14 protein-coding genes are annotated in these 16,860 nt (G+C 75.0%); 9 read left to right on the top strand and 5 right to left on the bottom strand.

All coding sequences use genetic code 11. The features are described from left to right. Positions 1-226 precede the first annotated feature (226 nt). Together IE241_RS11245 and IE241_RS11240 are read right to left on the bottom strand one after the other, a co-directional pair. The gene (locus tag IE241_RS11245) at positions 227-1,447 is read right to left on the bottom strand and encodes an acetyl-CoA C-acetyltransferase (RefSeq protein WP_190021574.1); all 1,221 of its coding nucleotides are present in this window, start codon (positions 1,445-1,447) and stop codon (positions 227-229) included. A gap of 553 nt (positions 1,448-2,000) precedes the next feature. Continuing rightward, positions 2,001-3,041, bottom strand: coding sequence for an SGNH/GDSL hydrolase family protein (locus tag IE241_RS11240; RefSeq protein ID WP_190021573.1), 1,041 nt, complete (start codon positions 3,039-3,041; stop codon positions 2,001-2,003). A gap of 220 nt (positions 3,042-3,261) precedes the next feature. Between IE241_RS11240 and IE241_RS11235 the strand changes: the two genes are divergently transcribed. After that, complete coding sequence (locus IE241_RS11235) at positions 3,262-4,665, top strand: cystathionine beta-synthase (protein WP_190021572.1); 1,404 nt, start codon at positions 3,262-3,264, stop codon at positions 4,663-4,665. Between the two features lie 421 nt (positions 4,666-5,086). Here IE241_RS11235 and IE241_RS11230 read toward each other — a convergent pair whose 3' ends face one another. Beyond that, positions 5,087-5,515: a hypothetical protein gene (locus IE241_RS11230; protein WP_190021571.1), complete on the bottom strand. Its 429-nt coding sequence runs from the start codon at positions 5,513-5,515 to the stop codon at positions 5,087-5,089. Positions 5,516-5,623: 108 nt separating this feature from the next. Here IE241_RS11230 and IE241_RS11225 point away from each other — a divergent pair, with 108 nt between their 5' ends. Beyond that, entirely contained in the window at positions 5,624-7,003 is a 1,380-nt protein-coding gene (locus tag IE241_RS11225; protein WP_373300644.1) for an acyl-CoA synthetase, read from the top strand. 210 nt (positions 7,004-7,213) lie between these two features. Next, positions 7,214-8,071, top strand: coding sequence for a MurR/RpiR family transcriptional regulator (locus IE241_RS11220; protein WP_190021848.1), 858 nt, complete (start codon positions 7,214-7,216; stop codon positions 8,069-8,071). Between the two features lie 7 nt (positions 8,072-8,078). Here the strand turns inward: IE241_RS11220 and IE241_RS11215 are convergent, their stop codons facing one another. Next, entirely contained in the window at positions 8,079-9,485 is a 1,407-nt protein-coding gene (locus IE241_RS11215) for an alpha/beta hydrolase family protein (protein WP_190021570.1), read from the bottom strand. A gap of 220 nt (positions 9,486-9,705) precedes the next feature. Here IE241_RS11215 and IE241_RS11210 point away from each other — a divergent pair, with 220 nt between their 5' ends. Continuing rightward, on the top strand, positions 9,706-10,308 hold the full coding sequence (locus IE241_RS11210) for a hypothetical protein (protein WP_190021569.1): 603 nt from the start codon (positions 9,706-9,708) through the stop codon (positions 10,306-10,308). A 51-nt stretch (positions 10,309-10,359) separates the two neighbouring features. Here the strand turns inward: IE241_RS11210 and IE241_RS11205 are convergent, their stop codons facing one another. Next, the gene (locus tag IE241_RS11205; RefSeq protein ID WP_190021568.1) at positions 10,360-11,706 is read right to left on the bottom strand and encodes a type III PLP-dependent enzyme domain-containing protein; all 1,347 of its coding nucleotides are present in this window, start codon (positions 11,704-11,706) and stop codon (positions 10,360-10,362) included. Positions 11,707-12,068: 362 nt separating this feature from the next. Between IE241_RS11205 and IE241_RS11200 the strand changes: the two genes are divergently transcribed. The 5 genes from IE241_RS11200 to IE241_RS11180 all read left to right on the top strand — a co-directional run bounded on the left by IE241_RS11200 (position 12,069) and on the right by IE241_RS11180 (position 16,815). Then, positions 12,069-13,244 (top strand): helix-turn-helix domain-containing protein, encoded by a 1,176-nt coding sequence (locus IE241_RS11200; protein WP_190021847.1) that lies wholly within the window; start codon positions 12,069-12,071, stop codon positions 13,242-13,244. A 79-nt stretch (positions 13,245-13,323) separates the two neighbouring features. Then, positions 13,324-13,557, top strand: a complete 234-nt coding sequence (locus tag IE241_RS11195; protein WP_229899124.1) for a hypothetical protein — start codon at positions 13,324-13,326, stop codon at positions 13,555-13,557. Between the two features lie 134 nt (positions 13,558-13,691). Beyond that, on the top strand, positions 13,692-14,939 hold the full coding sequence (locus IE241_RS11190; RefSeq protein WP_229899121.1) for an NAD(P)/FAD-dependent oxidoreductase: 1,248 nt from the start codon (positions 13,692-13,694) through the stop codon (positions 14,937-14,939). Continuing rightward, on the top strand, positions 14,930-15,295 hold the full coding sequence (locus IE241_RS11185) for a (2Fe-2S)-binding protein (RefSeq protein WP_190021567.1): 366 nt from the start codon (positions 14,930-14,932) through the stop codon (positions 15,293-15,295). The genes IE241_RS11190 and IE241_RS11185 overlap by 10 nt, the downstream gene beginning before the upstream one ends. Continuing rightward, positions 15,292-16,815 (top strand): FAD/NAD(P)-dependent oxidoreductase, encoded by a 1,524-nt coding sequence (locus IE241_RS11180; RefSeq protein WP_190021566.1) that lies wholly within the window; start codon positions 15,292-15,294, stop codon positions 16,813-16,815. The genes IE241_RS11185 and IE241_RS11180 overlap by 4 nt, the downstream gene beginning before the upstream one ends. Positions 16,816-16,860 lie beyond the last annotated feature (45 nt).

Genomic DNA, 16,860 nt, shown 5'->3' with positions numbered 1-16,860 from the left:
GTGCTCCCAGGCGACCCCAGTGCAAAACGTCATGAAGCGGGCGGGACTTACGTCCCGGACGTTGTCCCTTCAACATCTCTGACCTGCGGAAACGAATCGCCCCCGGGACGTTGGTCACATCCTGGGGGCGATTCGGTCACGGTTGCGTCAGTGCCTCGTGAGGCCGTTCGCCGTCAGTGCGGCTGCTCGACCGGGTCCACTGCTGCTCGGCTCGGCTCGGCCCGGCTCAGCTCAGCCGCTCGATGACCATCGCCATGCCCTGGCCGCCGCCCACGCACATCGTCTCCAGGCCGAACTGCTTGTCATGCCACTGCAGCGAGTTGATGAGCGTGCCGGTGATGCGGGCGCCCGTCATGCCGAAGGGGTGGCCGACGGCGATGGCGCCGCCGTTGACGTTCAGGCGGTCGATGTCGATGCCGAGCTCCTGGTAGGCCGGGATGACCTGGGCCGCGAACGCCTCGTTGATCTCGACCAGGTCGATGTCGCCGATGCTCATGCCGGCCCGCGCCAGCGCCTGCCTGCTGGCCTCGACCGGGCCGAAGCCCATGATCTCGGGGGAGAGGGCGGAGACGCCGGTGGAGACGATCCGCGCCAGCGGGGTCAGGCCCAGCTCGCGCGCCTTCGTGTCCGACATGATCACCAGGGCGGCGGCGCCGTCGTTGAGCGGGCAGCAGTTGCCCGGGGTGACCAGGCCGTCCGCGCGGAACGACGGCTTGAGGCCTGCCACGCCCTCCATGGTCACGCCCGCGCGCGGGCCGTCGTCCTTGCTGACGACCGTGCCGTCCGGGGTGGTCACCGGCGTGATCTCGCGCTCCCAGAAGCCGGCCTTGATGGCCTCCTCGGCGAGGTTCTGTGAGCGGACGCCGAACTCGTCCATCTCCTCGCGCGAGATGCCCTTCAGCCGGGCCAGGTTCTCGGCGGTCTGGCCCATCGCGATGTACGCGTCGGGCACGAGGCCGTCCTCGCGCGGGTCGTGCCATTCGTCGCTGCCCTGCTCGGCGCGGGCGGCGGTGCGGGCCTCGGCCTCGGCGAAGAAGGGGTTGTGGCTGCCGGGCATGCCGTCCGAGGAGCCGTTGACGGTCCGGGAGACCGTCTCCACGCCCGCGGAGATGAAGACGTCGCCCTCGCCGGCCTTGATGGCGTGCAGCGCCATGCGGGACGTCTGCAGGGACGAGGAGCAGTAGCGGGTGATCGTGCAGCCCGGCAGGTGGTCCATGCCCATCTGCACGGCCACGATGCGGCCGAGGTTGTGGCCCTGCTCGCCGCCGGGGAGGCCGCAGCCGAGCATCAGGTCGTCGATGTCGCGCGGGTCGAGACCGGGGACCTTGTCGAGCGCGGCCTTGATGATCGTCGCGGTCAGGTCGTCGGCGCGCATCCCCTTCAGCGAGCCCTTGAAGGCGCGACCGATGGGGGAACGGGCGGTTGAGACGATCACGGCTTCGGGCATCACGGCTCCAGGGCGTGTGAAAGCAGGACTGGGTGGAAGTTACCCGCCCGTAGGCTTCGGGTCACGGCTTGGTCACTGTGACCCCTCGCACTCTCGCCTCCGGCGTACGGCGCGGATGGGCGCGGGCGCCTGCCCGTGCGGGCCCGCCTCCGGCGTACGGCCGGGGTGGGCGCGGGCACCTCTGCCCGTGCGGGCCCTGTGCGGTCGAGGATGCGCCCGCATCCTCGAATCCGCCGCGACGGCGAGCAACCACGACGGTGGAGCCCGGCGGTGCCGTACGGCCCTGCTCGGTCAAGGATGCGCCTGCATCCTCGAATCCGCCGCGACGGCGCTCGGCCACGACGGTGGAGCCCGGCGGTGCCGTACGGCCCTGCTCGGTCAAGGATGCGCCTGCATCCTCGAATCCGCCGCGACGGCGCGCAACCGTAGCGGTGGCTTCCGGCGGTGCCGGACCGGCCTGAGCCCGTACGGCACCGCCGAGCCCCACCGTCGTGGCCGAGCGCCGCCGCGGCGGAGTGAAGGGGCGCGCCCCTTCACCTGGGCGCCCCGCGCCCTACGGCCCGCCCCGCGCCGCCCGTGACCACACGTGGTGCGGCGTCGGCTCCGTGTGCGCCGGCAGGCGCCGCCGTTTGCGGTGCTTGAGGAGGGCCCAGCGGCCCCGGGCCGCCGTGACCTCCGTGCCGCCCTCGGCCGCCGCCTCCGCCGCCGCACGGGCCACCGGCAGGATCCCCTCGCGGCGGGCCGCGTCCGGCCGCTCCTCGTCCTCCGGCCACAGGCCCAGCGCCGCGCACAGCGTCGGCAGGACGGCCATCGCCGCCGTCGCGTACCCCTCCGCCGAGGGGTGGAAGTTGTCGGGCCCGAACAGCTCCCGCGGGTTCGCCGCGAACTCCGGGCCCAGGAGGTCGCCCAGCGACACCGTGCGGCCGCCCGCCTCGATCACCCCTATGGTCTGGGCCGCGGCCAGCTGCCGGCTCTGCCGCCGCGCGACCCACCGCAGCGGCTGGTAGACCGGCTCGATCGTGCCGAGGTCCGGGCAGGTGCCGACCACGACCTCGCTGCCCGCCTCCCGCAGCCGCCGCACCGCGTCGGACAGCAGCCGTACGGAGCGCGCGGCCGGCATCCCGTGCGTGACGTCGTTCGCCCCGATCATGATCACGCAGACGTCGGGGGCCCGTTCCACGTCGTCGAGCAGCAGGGTGACCTGCCGGTCCAGGTCGTGCGAGCGGGCTCCGGACAGGGCCACGTTGCGCAGCTCCACCGGGCGCTCGGCGACCGCGGCGAGCCCGGAGGCGAGCAGGGCGCCGGGCGTCTGCCGGGGCCGGTGCACGCCCTGGCCGGCGGCCGTGGAGTCGCCGAGCAGGCCGAGCAGCAGCGGCTCGCGCCCGAGCCGGTGGACGAAGGCGGAGCCGTAGCGGCCGTCCGCGTGGGGCGGGGCGTCGTTCGAGCCGCCGACCACCCGCCTGGCCAGCCGTGCCTCGGTCAGCAGGACCCCGGCCGCCGTGGCCCCGAGCAGGCCGATGCCGCCGCCCCCGTAGGCCGCCGCCGAGGCGATGCGCCGGGCGACCCTCGCCCGCGACGTGGTGATGGGTGACATGGGCCGGACCTCCTCCGCAGCCGGGCTCCGAGCCGCGTACACGGTTTTACAAACGCTTCATAAAGCATTCATGAACGCCCCGCACCCTTGGCAGAGCGCGCTATGAGCAGGTTGCCCCGAGCGCCCGCATCTGCAACGCGCCGTTGGAGCGGCCGGATGCGTTCTAGGCTGGCCGTATGGGTACGCGAGACCGCTAGTGCCCCCGACCGCGGAGATCACCGTGCAGTATCACGATTCGATGATTGAGCTCGTTGGCAACACCCCGCTCGTGAAGCTCAACAGCGTGACCGAAGGCATCAAGGCCACCGTGCTCGCCAAGGTCGAGTACTTCAACCCGGGCGGCTCCGTGAAGGACCGGATCGCCCTGCGCATGATCGAGGCCGCGGAGAAGTCCGGCGAGCTCAAGCCGGGCGGCACCATCGTGGAGCCGACCTCCGGCAACACGGGTGTGGGCCTCGCGATCGTGGCGCAGCAGAAGGGTTACAAGTGCATCTTCGTCTGCCCGGACAAGGTCTCCACTGACAAGATCAACGTGCTGCGGGCCTACGGCGCGGAGGTCGTCGTCTGCCCGACCGCGGTCGACCCGGAGCACCCGGACTCCTACTACAACGTCTCCGACAAGCTCGTGCGCGAGACGCCCAACGCCTGGAAGCCCGACCAGTACAGCAACCCCAACAACCCCCTTTCGCACTACTACTCCACCGGCCCCGAGCTGTGGGAGCAGACGGAGGGGAAGATCACCCACTTCGTGGCGGGCGTGGGCACCGGCGGCACCATCAGCGGCACCGGGCGTTACCTGAAGGAGGTCAGCGACGGCCGCGTCAAGGTCATCGGCTCCGACCCGGAGGGCTCCGTCTACAGCGGCGGCTCCGGCCGTCCGTACCTGATCGAGGGCGTCGGCGAGGACTTCTGGCCGAGCGCCTACGACGGCACGGTGACCGACGAGATCATCGCGGTCTCCGACAAGGACGCCTTCCAGATGACGCGCCGCCTCGCCAAGGAGGAGGGCCTGCTCGTCGGCGGCTCCTGCGGCATGGCGGTCGTCTCCGCCCTGCGCGCCGCCGAGAACCTCGGCCCGGACGACGTCGTGGTCGTCCTGCTGCCGGACAGTGGCCGCGGCTACCTGAGCAAGATCTTCAACGACGAGTGGATGGCGGACTACGGCTTCCTGGAGGAGGCCGGCGACGCCGCCCGCGTGGGCGACGTGCTGCGCCGCAAGGACGGCGGCCTGCCCTCCCTGGTGCACATGCACCCGGAGGAGACCGTCGGCGAGGCCATCGAGGTGCTCCGCGAGTACGGCGTCTCGCAGATGCCCATCGTCAAGCCGGGCGCGGGGCACCCCGATGTGATGGCCGCCGAGGTCATCGGCTCGGTCGTGGAGCGCGAGCTGCTGGACGCCCTGTTCACCCAGCGCGCCTCCCTCTCCGACCCGCTGGAGAAGCACATGTGCCCGCCGCTGCCGCAGGTCGGCTCCGGCGAGCCCGTCGGCGACCTGATGGCCGTCCTGGGCGAGGCGGACGCGGCGATCGTCCTCGTCGAGGGCAAGCCCACCGGTGTGGTGAGCCGTCAGGACCTGCTGGCGTTCCTCGCGGAGAGCGCCGGGAAGGCCAACGGCGCCAAGTAGTCCCGGTATCCCGGTGAGCCCGGTGAGCCCGGTGATTCCGCCCTTCCGGGCGGCGTCCCGGTGCGTTGCGCGGCGGCCTTTTCCGGCCGCCGCGTGAACGGGGTGCGGACGGGGTACGGACGGGCGGCCCGTAAAAGGTACGTATGCGTCACGCGCGCGCAGCACCGGCTTAACAACCGTCCGGCATATTGGAGGTGTCGGCCCGGGCCAGCCCCGGCCGGCACCCGAACGGCGGCAGGAAACTCCGGAGCGGCTCCCGGACTCCACAGCCGTCCGGACGCGGTCCACCGGCCCTGACTCCGGCCCGTGTCCCCGTGGGGGACCGCCGTCGTCCCGACTCCGGCCTCGGCCGGGGTGCGGCGGTCCCTCGCGCATTTCCTCGGGCGCGCATGCCACCGGGCCGCCGTCAGCTCCGCCGGGTTCACTCCCAGTCGGACGCGCTCTCCTGCTTGGTCCGCCGGTGCTGCCACGGGAACAGCCCCGCCACGTGCAGGGCGTTGACGCCCACGATGCCCGCCCAGGTCACCAGCAGCCCCGCCAGATGCGCGTTGACCACGGCTATCGCGGACAGCGGGATCGCCAGCACGAGGGACACCGCGGCGAAGCCGAAGCGCTCGCCGAAGCTTCCCGGGCCGTGCCCGTCGAGGTGCGGCCGTGCCCCGCGGGCGACGGCCATCTGCAGCTCCGCCGACTGGCGGCGCACCCGCCGGTCGATCTCGGCGTCGAGTTTGCGGTCGACCTTCTCCAGGAAGGCGTCCACCAGCTCCGCCTCGTACTCCGGGCCCAGCTCCTTGCGGGTCTCCAGAGTGGCGGCGAGGTCCTTCTTCAGCTCATGGTCGCGGGCCGTCATGCGTACGACGATACGGTCGGCGGTGCCCCGCGTCGGTGGGGCTAGCACCCGTATCCGCCGTAGGGGCAGCCTCGCGAACGCCGGGGCGCCGCTGGAAGGAGCAGTTCCGTGCCCGGACCGACCGAACCCCTGCTGACCTCCCTCGCCGCGCTCGCCGCAGGCGGAGGCGAGGACCGCCCGGACGCCCTCACCGTCGCCGGACGGGCGCTCTCCCGGGAGCAACTGCTGGGCGCCGCCGCCGCGGTGGCGCATCGCATCGCGGGCGCCCCCGCCGTCGCCGTGCACGCCGATGCGTCGCCGGAGACCGCGGCGGCCGTCGTGGGCGGGCTGCTCGCCGGGGTGCCGGTCGTGCCGCTGCCGCCGGACGCGGGGCCGGCCGAGCGCGGCCACATCCTGCGCGACTCCGGCGCCGCCCTGGTGGTCGGCGGCGACGAGGGGCTGCCGGTCGACCTCGCGGAGCAGGGCGACTGGTCCGGCGCCGAGCCCGCCCCGGACAGCACCGCGCTGATCCTCTACACCTCCGGCACCACCGGCGCCCCCAAGGGCGCGCTGATCCCGCGCGGCGCGGTCGCCGCGGGCCTCGACGGGCTGGCCGAGGCGTGGCAGTGGACCGCCGAGGACACCCTCGTGCACGGGCTGCCGCTCTTCCACGTCCACGGCCTCGTCCTGGGCGTCCTGGGGGCGCTGCGCACCGGCTGCCGGCTCGTGCACACCGGCCGGCCGACTCCGGAGGCGTACGCGGCGGCGGGCGGCAGCCTCTACTTCGGCGTGCCGACGGTGTGGTCCCGGGTCGTGCGCGAGCCGTCGGCGGCCCGGTCGCTGGCCAAGGCCCGGCTGCTGGTGTCCGGCAGCGCGGCCCTGCCCGCGCCCGTCTTCCGGGACCTGGAGGCCCTCACCGGGCAGCGGCCCGTCGAGCGCTACGGCATGACCGAGACCCTGATCACCGTCTCCGCCCGGGCCGACGGCGAGCGCCGGCCGGGCGCGGTGGGCACCCCGCTGCCGGGCGTCCGCACGCGCCTGGCGGCCACCGAGGGCGGCATCGGCGAGCTGGAGGTCTGCGGGCCGACGCTCTTCAGCGGCTACCTGGGCCGCCCGGAGGCGACGGCGGCCGCGCACACGGACGACGGCTGGTTCCGTACGGGCGACATCGCCGCCGTCGAGGAGGACGGCACGCACCGCATCGTGGGGCGCGCCTCCACCGACCTGATCAAGTCCGGCGGCTACCGGGTCGGGGCGGGCGAGGTCGAGAACGCCCTGCTCGACCACCCCGCGGTCCGCGAGGCCGCCGTGGTCGGGGTGGAGCACGAGGACCTCGGGCAGGAGATCGTCGCCTACGTGGTGGCGGACGGCGTCAGCGAGAAGGCGCTGATCGATTTCGTGGCCGGCCACCTTTCCGTGCACAAGCGGCCCCGCCGCGTGCGCTTCCTCGACGCGCTGCCGCGCAACGCCATGGGTAAGCCCCAGAAGAAGCTCTTGCCTCCGCTGTAGGCGCTGTAGGCGCTGTAGGCGCTGTAGGCGCTGTAGCCGCCTTAGGCGCTGTAGGCGCTGTCATCGCGGGGGCGGCTGCGGATGTGGACCCGTGAGGCTCTCCACCCCTGCATAATTCCATGCAGGGGTGGGGATCGATGAATGATCACTGCCGAAGACCGCCGACGACAGACCGCCGACGACAGACCGCCGAAGACCATGGAGGGCCCGATGAGCGACACCGGGGGCGAACCGGAAGCCACCGCACGGCTGCAGAAGCTCTTCGAAGGGCACCGCCTGACGCCGACTCAGCGCCGCATCGCCCACTGCATGGTGCGCCGCGCGGCCGACGCGCCCTTCCTCTCCAGCGTCGAGCTCGCCGAGCTGGCCGGCGTCAGCCAGCCCTCGGTCACCCGCTTCGCCGTCGCCCTCGGCTTCGACGGCTACCCGGCGCTGCGCCGGCACCTGCGCGACGTCGTCCCCGCGGCGGCCGAGCCGGGCGACGGCGAGACCGCGTACAACGAGTACCAGCAGGCCGTCCACGTCGAGATCGACAACCTCCGCCACCTCGCCTCGGTCCTCGCCGACCCCGCCCCGGTCACCCGCGCGGGCCGGCTGCTCGCGCAGTCCCGGCCGCTGCTCGTGCTCGGCCTGCGCGCCGCCGGCGCCCAGGCCGGCGGCTTCGCCTACTTCGCCCGCAAGGTCCACCCGGACGTGCGGCTCCTGGACGAGGGCGGCACGCTCCTGACCGACCGCATAGACGCGGCCGTACGGGCCGGGGCGAGCACGCTGCTGTGCTTCGCGCTGCCCCGCCACCCGCGCGAGGTGGTCGAGGCGCTGGAGTACGCGCAGGGCCAGGGCCTGACCGTCGTCACCGTCGCCGACTCCACCTTCGCCCCCGTCGCCCGCCACAGCGACCTGCTGCTCCCCGCCGCCGTCGGCACCGGCCTCGCCTTCGACACCGCATGCGCCCCGATGCTGCTGGGGCGCATGCTGCTGGAGGCGATGTGCGACGCCCTGCCGGACGCGCAGGCGCGCCTGGAGGAGTTCGACGCCAAGGCGGTCGCGCGGGGGCTGTTCGTGGAGTAGGCGGGGCTCAGGAGGCCGGCGCCGCCCGGAAGCGCATCTCCGGGAAGCGCGGCGACGGGCCGTCCAGCAGCCGGTCGTCCCGCCCCTTGAGGAAGCGGTCGAAGAACGCCGCCACGTACGCGCGCGTGGCCGTCACCGCCCGCTCCGGGCGGACGGTCCCGACGTCCTGGCGGAGGTCCTCCTCCGGCAGCGCGCCCTGCCGGGCGAGTGCCGGCAGCAGTGACACCGCGTCGGTGTACGTGCCGTGCGCCGCGCCCGCCATGGCCAGCTCGGCCTGCCAGGCGCGCGTGTGCTGCCGGAAGGACGACCACGACGCCCGGTTGTCGGCCGCGCCCGGGCCGTCGGAGCCCAGCAGGAGGAACGGCCGGTCCACGCCCTCGCGCGCCACGGTGCTCAGCTTGCCGCCCGTGCGGTCGGGGAGGGGGAAGTCCATCTGGCCGTCCATGTTGATCCCCGCCTTGATGCGGCGGTCGTCGTGCATGGCCTGCGCCGCCGTGAAGCCGCCCGCGGACTGCCCGGCCATGCCCACGCGGCGCAGGTCCACCGCGTCCCCCAGGCCGCCCGGCAGGCCCCGCCGCCACTGCGCCGAGCCGAGGGTGTCCAGGACGAACCGCGTGTCGTCCACCCGGGCCTGCACCGCCCTGCGGAGCGCGGCGTCGACCTCGGCCGGGGACGCGCCGGCGAGCGCCGGCAGCGCCGACTCCGCGAGGCTGCCGTCGGCCAGGCGCACTTCGGAGGAGTCGTAGGTGTGGTCGACGGTGACGACGACGTAGCCGCGGGAGGCCAGCTCCTCCACCAGGCCGGTGTTCCAGGTGCGCGGGTCGCCCAGGCCGGCGGAGTACAGCACGACCGGCAGCGCCCTGCTGCCGCGCGCCACGGGGGCGTCCACGCGCGCGTGGGTCCGCGTGGAGGTCCAGTCGGCGGCGTCCGGGTGCACGCGGTAGTTGAAGCTGCCCGCGCCCCGGGCGGAGCCGAAGTGGGCGGCGGAGGAGGGGTCCATGTGGGGCGCGGGACCCTTCCCGCCGGTGGCCCCGTCCCGGTCCGCCGGGTAGAAGAGGCTGATCGCGACCTGGCGGTCGCCCCGCTCCGGCTTCCAGGGGTCCTTGCGGCCGGTGTCCACCAGGTGGCGGGTGGTCGTGCCGACGGCGTGGGGGCCGGTGGGCGCGGGCAGCGCGGTCCGGGTGCTCTGGTCGGCGGCCCCGGCCCCGGCCCCGGCCCCGGCTCCAGCTCCGGCTGAGGCCTCGGCTCCGGCTGCGGCAGGGGCCTGCGCCGCATGGGCCTCCGGCGCGGGCACGAGCGCGCTCAGCAGCCCGGTCAGGGCCAGCGCCCCCGCCGCGACGGCAGCCCGCCGCCGGAGACCGTCGTCCCGCCGCCCGCGGTCCGGCTGCTCGCCCCCTCGTTCCTGGACCGCCATCGTCGTCTCCTCCCGCTCGTCCCTCCCCGGCAGGGACGACCTTAGGGACCACACGACTGCGCACACGTCATACGGAGGAGCCAAGTCCGGGGTGATACCGGGGTATGACCCCTGTGAGGTACATCCCGCGGATTCTCAGCTCGCACTCAGATTCGTTGGCTAGCCTGCCGCGTGACGAGTCGGGATCGAGGGGATTTCAGAGGGAAAGGCGGGTTTCGACGTGGGGCGCGGTTCGTATGCGCTGGCGCGGGTGGCGGTGGTCGTCAGAGCGCCGGCCGGCTGGCTGTGGTGGCCGGGCCTGCTGAGTGCGGGCATCGGCGTCCTGGTGCCCGGGATCACCGGGCGGCGGATCGGCGTGCTCGCCGGGGCGGCGCTGTTCCTGATCGTCGCGGGCGCCGTCTTCGCGGTGCGCCGCAGGCGGTACGCGGCCCTGGCGCGCGGTGCGTCACGGGCGGGCCGGTCGGTCTTCCTCCAGGACCGCGCCGTGACCCGGCGGAACTGGCGGCGCGCCCGCCGCTGGTGGCTGCTCCTGGCCTTCCTCGCCGCCGTGGGCTCCTCCTTCGCGATCCCGGCCGCGGCGGGCCTGGCGCTCGCCGGAGCGGGTGCGGGCCTGTGGGCGAAGGCCCTGTGGCTGGGCGGCCTGGAGCGCCGGAGCGGTTCCCTGCTGTGGGTCCGCACGGAGTGGGCGCAGGCGTCCCCCGCCGCCAAGCCCGTGCGCGGCTATCTGTCCACGGGGCTCGCCGCGGGCGATGCCGCTCCCGGTGGCGGCCGGCGCCGCGCCGGACGGGTGCCGGCCGGGACGGCGGTCAGCGAAGCGCGCTGACGCCTGCCCGGCGAGGGCGCCGGGGTCCGGGGTCCGAGGTCCGGGGGCCGGTCAGCGAAGCGCGCTGAGCTCCGCCGCGTAGGCGCCCCCGCCCTCGGCGACGAGCTCGCCGAGGGTCTGCGGGGCCCGTACGGTCGCGAACCGCACGCCGTCACTCTCCTCTTCTGCGGACGCGTAGCCGTAAACCCCGGGGCGGGGCAGAGAGTTGTACGCGTAGTGGTTCGAGAAGTAGTACGCGCCGGTGTCGAGCAGCGCCACGTGGTCGCCCGCCTCCAGCAGGGGCAGCGGCCTGCCCACCGCCACGAGGTCGCCCGCGAAGCAGCACGGCCCCGCGATGTCCTGGTCGACCGGCGGCCCGGTCTTCGGGCGCCCCTGTGCGTCGAAGACCGCCACCCGCAGCGGCCAGGACGCGGGCGCGAACACCGTGCGCACGGCCACCTGGGCGCCGGCGTGCGTCACGGCGATCCGCCGCCCGCCCGCGGTCTTGGTGTACTCGACGCGGGCCAGCACCACCCCGCTCTTGGCCAGCAGGGAGCGGCCGAACTCCGTCACCAGCCCGTAGCGCCCGTCGAAGAGGCCCGGGGCGGCGTCCGCCAGCAGACGGGCGTACGCGCGGAAGGTCGGGGTCACGTCGTCGGACGCGAAGTTCACGGGCAGCCCGCCGCCGATGTCCAGGGTGGTGACCTGCCGGCGCCCCACGGCCCGGTTGATCTCCTCCGCCAGCTCGTACGTGGCCCGCACCCCCGCCGCCATCAGCTCCAGGGGGCAGCCCTGGGAGCCCACGTGGGCGTGCAGCCGGGACAGCCAGGGGCGCTCGGCGAAGGCGCGGACGAGCCAGGCGCGCGCCCCTTCGTCGCGCAGCGCCACCCCGAACTTCGACGTGTCCGTCGCCGTGCTCAGCGCGTCGATGGTGCCGCCGCCCACCTGGGGGTTGACACGCACGCCGAGCGAGGAGCGGGGCGGGCCGGCGGCCTCCCGCAGCAGCCCGTCCAGCCGGGCGAGCTCCTCGCGGCTGTCCGCGTTGACCGCCACCCCCAGCGCGAGGGCCTCACGGAGCTCCGCCGTGGTCTTCGCGGGAGAGTCCAGCACGATCCGCTCCGGGGCCACCCGCGCCGCCCGGGCCAGCGCCAGCTCACCGGGGCTCGCCACCTCGGCGCCCAGCCCTTCCCCGGCCAGCAGCCGCAGCACGGGCACGAGGGCGGCGGCCTTCACGGCGAACGCGTGCAGGGTCGTATCGCGCGCCGCCCCGGCCTCTTCGAAGGCCGCCCGCAGCGACGTGGTGGCCGCGCGGATCCCCTGCACGTCGAGCAGCCCGGCGACGGGGGACCAGGCGGGCAGCAGCCCTTGCCGGATCGCGGCCTGCACCACGGTGCCGAGGGGGATGTCACGGGAGGACATGGAGCCACTCCACCACACCGGGCCGCGAAAATGGCATGCGCTGCGGGCGGTTTCCGCACACGATGAGCTCCATGCGCGACGGCACGCCCGCGCGTGCGCGGAGCCGCCGCGGGCCGGAACGGGGTGCGAACCGGGTCGGCCCGGGCATGGGGACGCCTTCGACCGGTTCATCGGTGCCGGTCGATGGGCGCCGCCTCGGCGGTGGCATGTACCTGGGCTGCCCGTTCCTCGCACACGCGGCCGGGCCGCACCACGGACCCGCCATCGGTTCGGCTCCTCGGAGACGGCGAGAGCCCCGCCGACGGTCCGGGCCATTCGTCAACCTTCCCGTATTCATAGGGGCGTACGCTCGCCCCATGCCCATGGGTGCCACTATCGGTCAACGGCTCCAAGACGTGCGCAAGCGCCGGGGCCTCAGCCAACGGGAACTTGCCGCGGCGTCCGGTGTCTCGCTCTCGCTGATCCGCAAACTCGAACAGGGAGAGCGGAACGACACCCGTCTGGAGACGGCCCGGCAGCTCGCCGTCGCGTTGGGCGTCACGACCAGCTGCCTCCTCGCGGAACCGGAAGCCAGGGGAGAACCCCCGGCCGGGGACCGGTGGGAGCCCGTGCGGCAGGCCCTCGCTGCAGGGACACTGCCGCCCGGACCCGAGGAGCCGCCCACGGTCGCCGGAGTCCTCGGCACCCTCGACGCGGCCGTGCCGCTCTTCTCCGGTGACCGGTACGCCGAGCTGAGCACGTTGCTGCCGCCGCTGATCCGCGACGCCGAGGCGCTGGCCGCAGCCGGGCCCGAGGGGAGGGCGGTGCGCGCCCGGGTCCTGCAGCTGACCGGGTGGCTGCTGACCCAGACACGGCAGTTCGCCGCAGCGCACTCCGCCCTCGACCGGTCCCTGGACGACGCGCCGGACCAGCTCCATGGGGCCGCCACCGTGAGCACCCAGTGCTGGCTGCTGCTCCGGCAGGGCCGGCTGGCCACAGCCCGTGAACTGGCGGCCGAGTGGGCCGACGAGGTGGAGCCGCGCATGTCCCGCGCCTCCGTCGCCGAGCTGAGCGCATGGGGGTGGCTGCTGCTGCGCCTCTCCGCCGCGTCCATCAGGGACAACCGGCCCGGCGAAGCCGAGGACTCCATGCGGCTGGCGCACGCCGCAGCCGTGGCCATGGGCAGGGAGTTCGCCCCGGACAGGGACTTCCTGCGCGCCTTCGGCCCCGTGACCGTCGTCCTCAAGCGCGCGGAGAACGCGATGATCGCCGACCGGCCGGACGTCGTCCTGCAACTCGCCGAACGAGTGCCGGTAGGCGGCATGCGCCCCACGTCCAACAACCGCAACCGCCACCTCCTGGACGTAGCCGAAGCCCACGTGCGCTCACGGCAGTACGCGGAGGCGGTCGATGTCCTCCAGGGCATCCGGACCGCGGCACCCCAGTGGCTGCCCAACCAGCGCTACGCACACGACATCCTCGGTCGCGTGATCAGCCGGAGGAGAACCCTCACCCCCGGCATACGGTCCCTGGCCGACGCCATCGGCGTCCCCATGTGACGCGCGGTGGCACTTCCGTCGACCACCGCCACAGAGTGCCATTGCCCGGCAAAACGCCTGGTCCTTAGCGTCATGTGTCATGCAGACGAACGAGAACGCAGCGATGCCCGCGGTCGGAACGATGGTGCTGGACAAGCGGCGCGACCGCGTCGGTGAGGTGATGCAGACGACGCCGTCGCGTGTGTTCCTCCGGGCCTTCGGGGGCGGGCGGGAGTGGATCGCCTCCCTTGAGGATCTGGAGCCCGTCGGCGTCGCCGAGGAGCTGCGGGCCAGGGTGGCCACGGTCAATGCCGCGCAGCGGTGGCGGCCGTGAACAGTGGTGCCGCTCCCGCCGCGCGGCGGCCCTGCACAAACGTGGACCGGGGAACCGCGCCGCGGGTGTTGACCCGCCCGGCGCGGGGCGAATAGCGTCGCGGCGGCCTCTGGGGGAACGGCGGTGCTACTGGCGTGCGCGTTCTGCGGGAAGACGGGGAAGACCGGCAAGTCCGGGACGACGGTGGCGGCGGCGCCGACGTCGTCATCGTCGGGAGCGGAGTCGTCGGCGCGGCCTGTGCCGAGGCGCTGACCCGCCGCGGGGCCTGCGTACTCGTCCTCGACCGGGGTCCGCTCGCGGCCGGTACCACCGCCTGCGGCGAGGGCGACCTCCTCGTCTCGAACAAGGCCCCCGGCCCCGGCCTCACCCTCGCGCAGGCCTCGCTGAGCCGCTGGCCCCGGCTGCTCGCCGCGCTGCGCGAAGAGCTCGGCCCGGGCCGGGCGGAGTGCGAGTACGAGGTGAAGGGCGGTCTCGCCGTCGCCACCGGCGAGCCGGAGGGCGCCGCCCTGTGCGACTTCGCCGCCGCCCAGCGCGCGGCGGGCGTGGACGCCCGCGAGCTCGCGCCGGGCGAGGCCGCCGCGTACGAGCCGCACCTCACGCCCGGCGTGCGCGCCGCCGTGCACTACCCGCAGGACGCCCAGCTGCAGCCCGTCCTGGCGACGACGTCGCTGCTGGCGGCGGTCCGCGCGCGGGGCGGCCGGATCCGTACCGGCGTGGACGTGGCGGGCGTGGAGACCGGCCGGGACGGGCGGGCCGTGGGCGTCCGGACGTCGGAGGGCCGCATTCCGTGCGGGGCGGTGGTCAACGCCTGCGGCCCCTGGGCCGGGGAGTTCGCCGCGGCCGCCGGGGCACCCCTGCCCGTCCTGCCGCGCCGCGGCACGGTCCTCGTCACGGCACCGCTGCCGCACGGCACGGTGCGGCACAAGGTCTACGACGCCGGGTACGCGGACACCGCCCGCAGCGCGGACCCGGGGCTGCAGGTGTCGGCCGTGGTCGAGGCGACCCAGGCGGGCACGGTCCTCATCGGCTCCAGCCGGCAGCGCTGCGGCTTCGACGGGACGCTGCGCGCCGGCGTGCTGCGCGCGCTGGCGCGCGGGGCCGCGCAGCTGTTCCCCGTCCTCGGCGGCGTCCCCGTCATGCGCGCGTACGGCGGCTTCCGCCCGTACACCCCCGACCACCTCCCGGTCGTCGGCGAGGACCCGCGCCGCCCCGGCCTGTGGCACGCGACGGGCCACGAGGGCGCCGGCATCGGCCTGGCCGCCGCCACCGGCGAGCTGCTCGCCGAACTCTGGGCGGGCGAGCCGCCGCACCTCGATCCGGAGCCGTTCCGGGTCCAGCGCTTCGCAGCCGCACGCTTCGGAAGGGAGAACGGATGGCACTGACGGTGTACGTCGACGGCGAGCGGCACCGCGCCCTGCCCGGCCAGACGGTGGCGGCCCTGCTCCTCGCGACGGGCCGCCGGTCCTGGCGCACCACCCGCCTCGGCGGCCGCCCGCGCGGCATCTTCTGCGGCATCGGCGTCTGCTACGACTGCCTGGTCGTCGTCAACGGCCTCCCCGACGTCCGGGCCTGCCGGCGCGAACTGTGCGACGGGGACCGGGTGGAGACCCAGCGCGGCGCCCGGCTGCCCACGGAGGAGCTGCCTCCGGAACCTCGTGTACCTCGTACGGACGGCGACGGTACGGACCAGGGCGCCAGGCCCGGCGAGCCCGTACGCGACGCGGACGGGGTCGCATGAGCGCCCCGTCCCACATAGCCGCGCCCCTCACCGCCCCGCCCCTCGTGGTCGTCGTCGGCGCAGGACCCGCCGGCGCGCGGGCCGCGCTGAGCGCCGCCCGGTGCGGCGCACGCGTCGCGCTCGTCGACAGCGGGGAGCGCATCGGCGGCCAGTACCACCGGCAGCCGGCCGTCGCGGGCAAGGCCGTCGCGGGCGGGCCCGACGCCTCCGCCGCGCACCCGCTCGAACTGGCCGTCGCCACCCAGCCCCGCATCGCCCACCTGCCCCGCACCACCGTCTGGGCCCTGGAGCCGCTCCCGGAGCCGGGGCCTGCGCCCGGCCGCCATCTCGTCCACGTCCAGCAGGGCCCCGCCGACGACCGCGGACGCCCCGTGCGCACCCTCGCGGCCGACGCGCTCGTCCTGTGCACCGGCGCCTTCGACCGCGCGCTGCCGTTCCCCGGCTGGGAGCTGCCGGGCGTGGTCACGGCGGGCGCGGCGCAGGCGCTCGCCAGGGGGCAGCGGACGGCCGTCGGCGGCCGGGTCGTGGTGTCGGGCACCGGGCCGTTCCTGCTGCCGGTCGCGCTGGCCCTGCCGGAGGTGGGGGCGCGGGTCCTGGGCGTGTACGAGGCGGGGAACCCGGCGCGCTGGCTGCGCAGCCCCGCCGCGGCCCTGCGCGACGGCGGCCCCGGCCGGGTCGCCGAGCTGGGCTCGTACGCCGCGGGGCTGGCCCGCCACCGCGTCCCGTACCGCACGCGGCACGCGGTCGTCGCCGCGCACGGCCGGGACCGCGTCGAGGCCGTCACCGTCGCCCGCCTGGATGCGGGCTGGCACCCGGTGGCGGGCAGTGAGCAGCGCATCGGGCCCGTGGACGCCGTGTGCGTCGGCTACGGCTTCACCCCGCAGCTGGAGCTCCCCCTGGCCGCGGGCTGCGCGGTCCGCGGCGGGCACGTGGCCGTCGACGCGCGCCAGGCGACGACCGTCCCGGGCGTGTACGCGGCGGGCGAGCTCACGGGCGTCGCGGGCGCCCCGGCCGCGGCGGCGGAGGGCGAGCTGGCGGGGCTCGCAGCGGTGGCGGACCTGGCGGACCTGGCGGACCTGGCCGACCTGGCGGAGCGCCCGTGGGCCGCGGAGGCCGCGGCGCACCTCGCGCCGCCGTCCCCCGCCCGCCTCGCGGCCGCCGCCTCGCGGGTGCGGTCCGGGCGGCGGTTCGCGCGGGCGCTGGCCCGGGCGCATCCCGTCCCGGGCGGCTGGCGCGGCTGGCTGCGCGAGGACACGCTCGTGTGCCGGTGCGAGGAGGTGTCTTACGGGGAGCTGCGGGACGCCGTCGCGGCGCGCGGCGCGGACGGGATGCGGGCGCTCAAGCTCACGTGCCGCGCCGGGCTGGGCGCCTGCCAGGGGCGCGTCTGCGGGCGCAACACGGCCGAGCTCGCCGCGGCGCTCCTCGGTGCCCCCGTCGCCGATCCGCACGCCATGGACCGGCGGCCGCTGGCCCATCCGGTGCGGCTCGGGGACCTCGCGGAGCCGCCACCCATTGACTAGAGCTATTCAGCCACCCAAGATGTGCAGTGTTCTATTCAGAGCCGC

This window comes from Streptomyces hiroshimensis (genome assembly GCF_014650335.1).
Taxonomy (GTDB): domain Bacteria; phylum Actinomycetota; class Actinomycetes; order Streptomycetales; family Streptomycetaceae; genus Streptomyces; species Streptomyces hiroshimensis.
This window is presented reverse-complemented; position numbering and strand designations above follow the sequence as displayed.

Bases quoted from the DNA above. Each gene is read 5' to 3' on its own strand.
- IE241_RS11245 (WP_190021574.1), bottom strand. From the start codon at position 1,447: ATGCCCGAAGCCGTGATCGTCTCAACCGCCCGTTCCCCCATCGGTCGC.
- IE241_RS11240 (WP_190021573.1), bottom strand. From the start codon at position 3,041: ATGTCACCCATCACCACGTCGCGGGCGAGGGTCGCCCGGCGCATCGCC.
- IE241_RS11230 (WP_190021571.1), bottom strand. From the start codon at position 5,515: ATGACGGCCCGCGACCATGAGCTGAAGAAGGACCTCGCCGCCACTCTG.
- IE241_RS11220 (WP_190021848.1), top strand. From the start codon at position 7,214: ATGAGCGACACCGGGGGCGAACCGGAAGCCACCGCACGGCTGCAGAAG.
- IE241_RS11215 (WP_190021570.1), bottom strand. From the start codon at position 9,485: ATGGCGGTCCAGGAACGAGGGGGCGAGCAGCCGGACCGCGGGCGGCGG.
- IE241_RS11205 (WP_190021568.1), bottom strand. From the start codon at position 11,706: ATGTCCTCCCGTGACATCCCCCTCGGCACCGTGGTGCAGGCCGCGATC.
- IE241_RS11200 (WP_190021847.1), top strand. From the start codon at position 12,069: ATGGGTGCCACTATCGGTCAACGGCTCCAAGACGTGCGCAAGCGCCGG.
- IE241_RS11195 (WP_229899124.1), top strand. From the start codon at position 13,324: ATGCAGACGAACGAGAACGCAGCGATGCCCGCGGTCGGAACGATGGTG.
- IE241_RS11185 (WP_190021567.1), top strand. From the start codon at position 14,930: ATGGCACTGACGGTGTACGTCGACGGCGAGCGGCACCGCGCCCTGCCC.
- IE241_RS11180 (WP_190021566.1), top strand. From the start codon at position 15,292: ATGAGCGCCCCGTCCCACATAGCCGCGCCCCTCACCGCCCCGCCCCTC.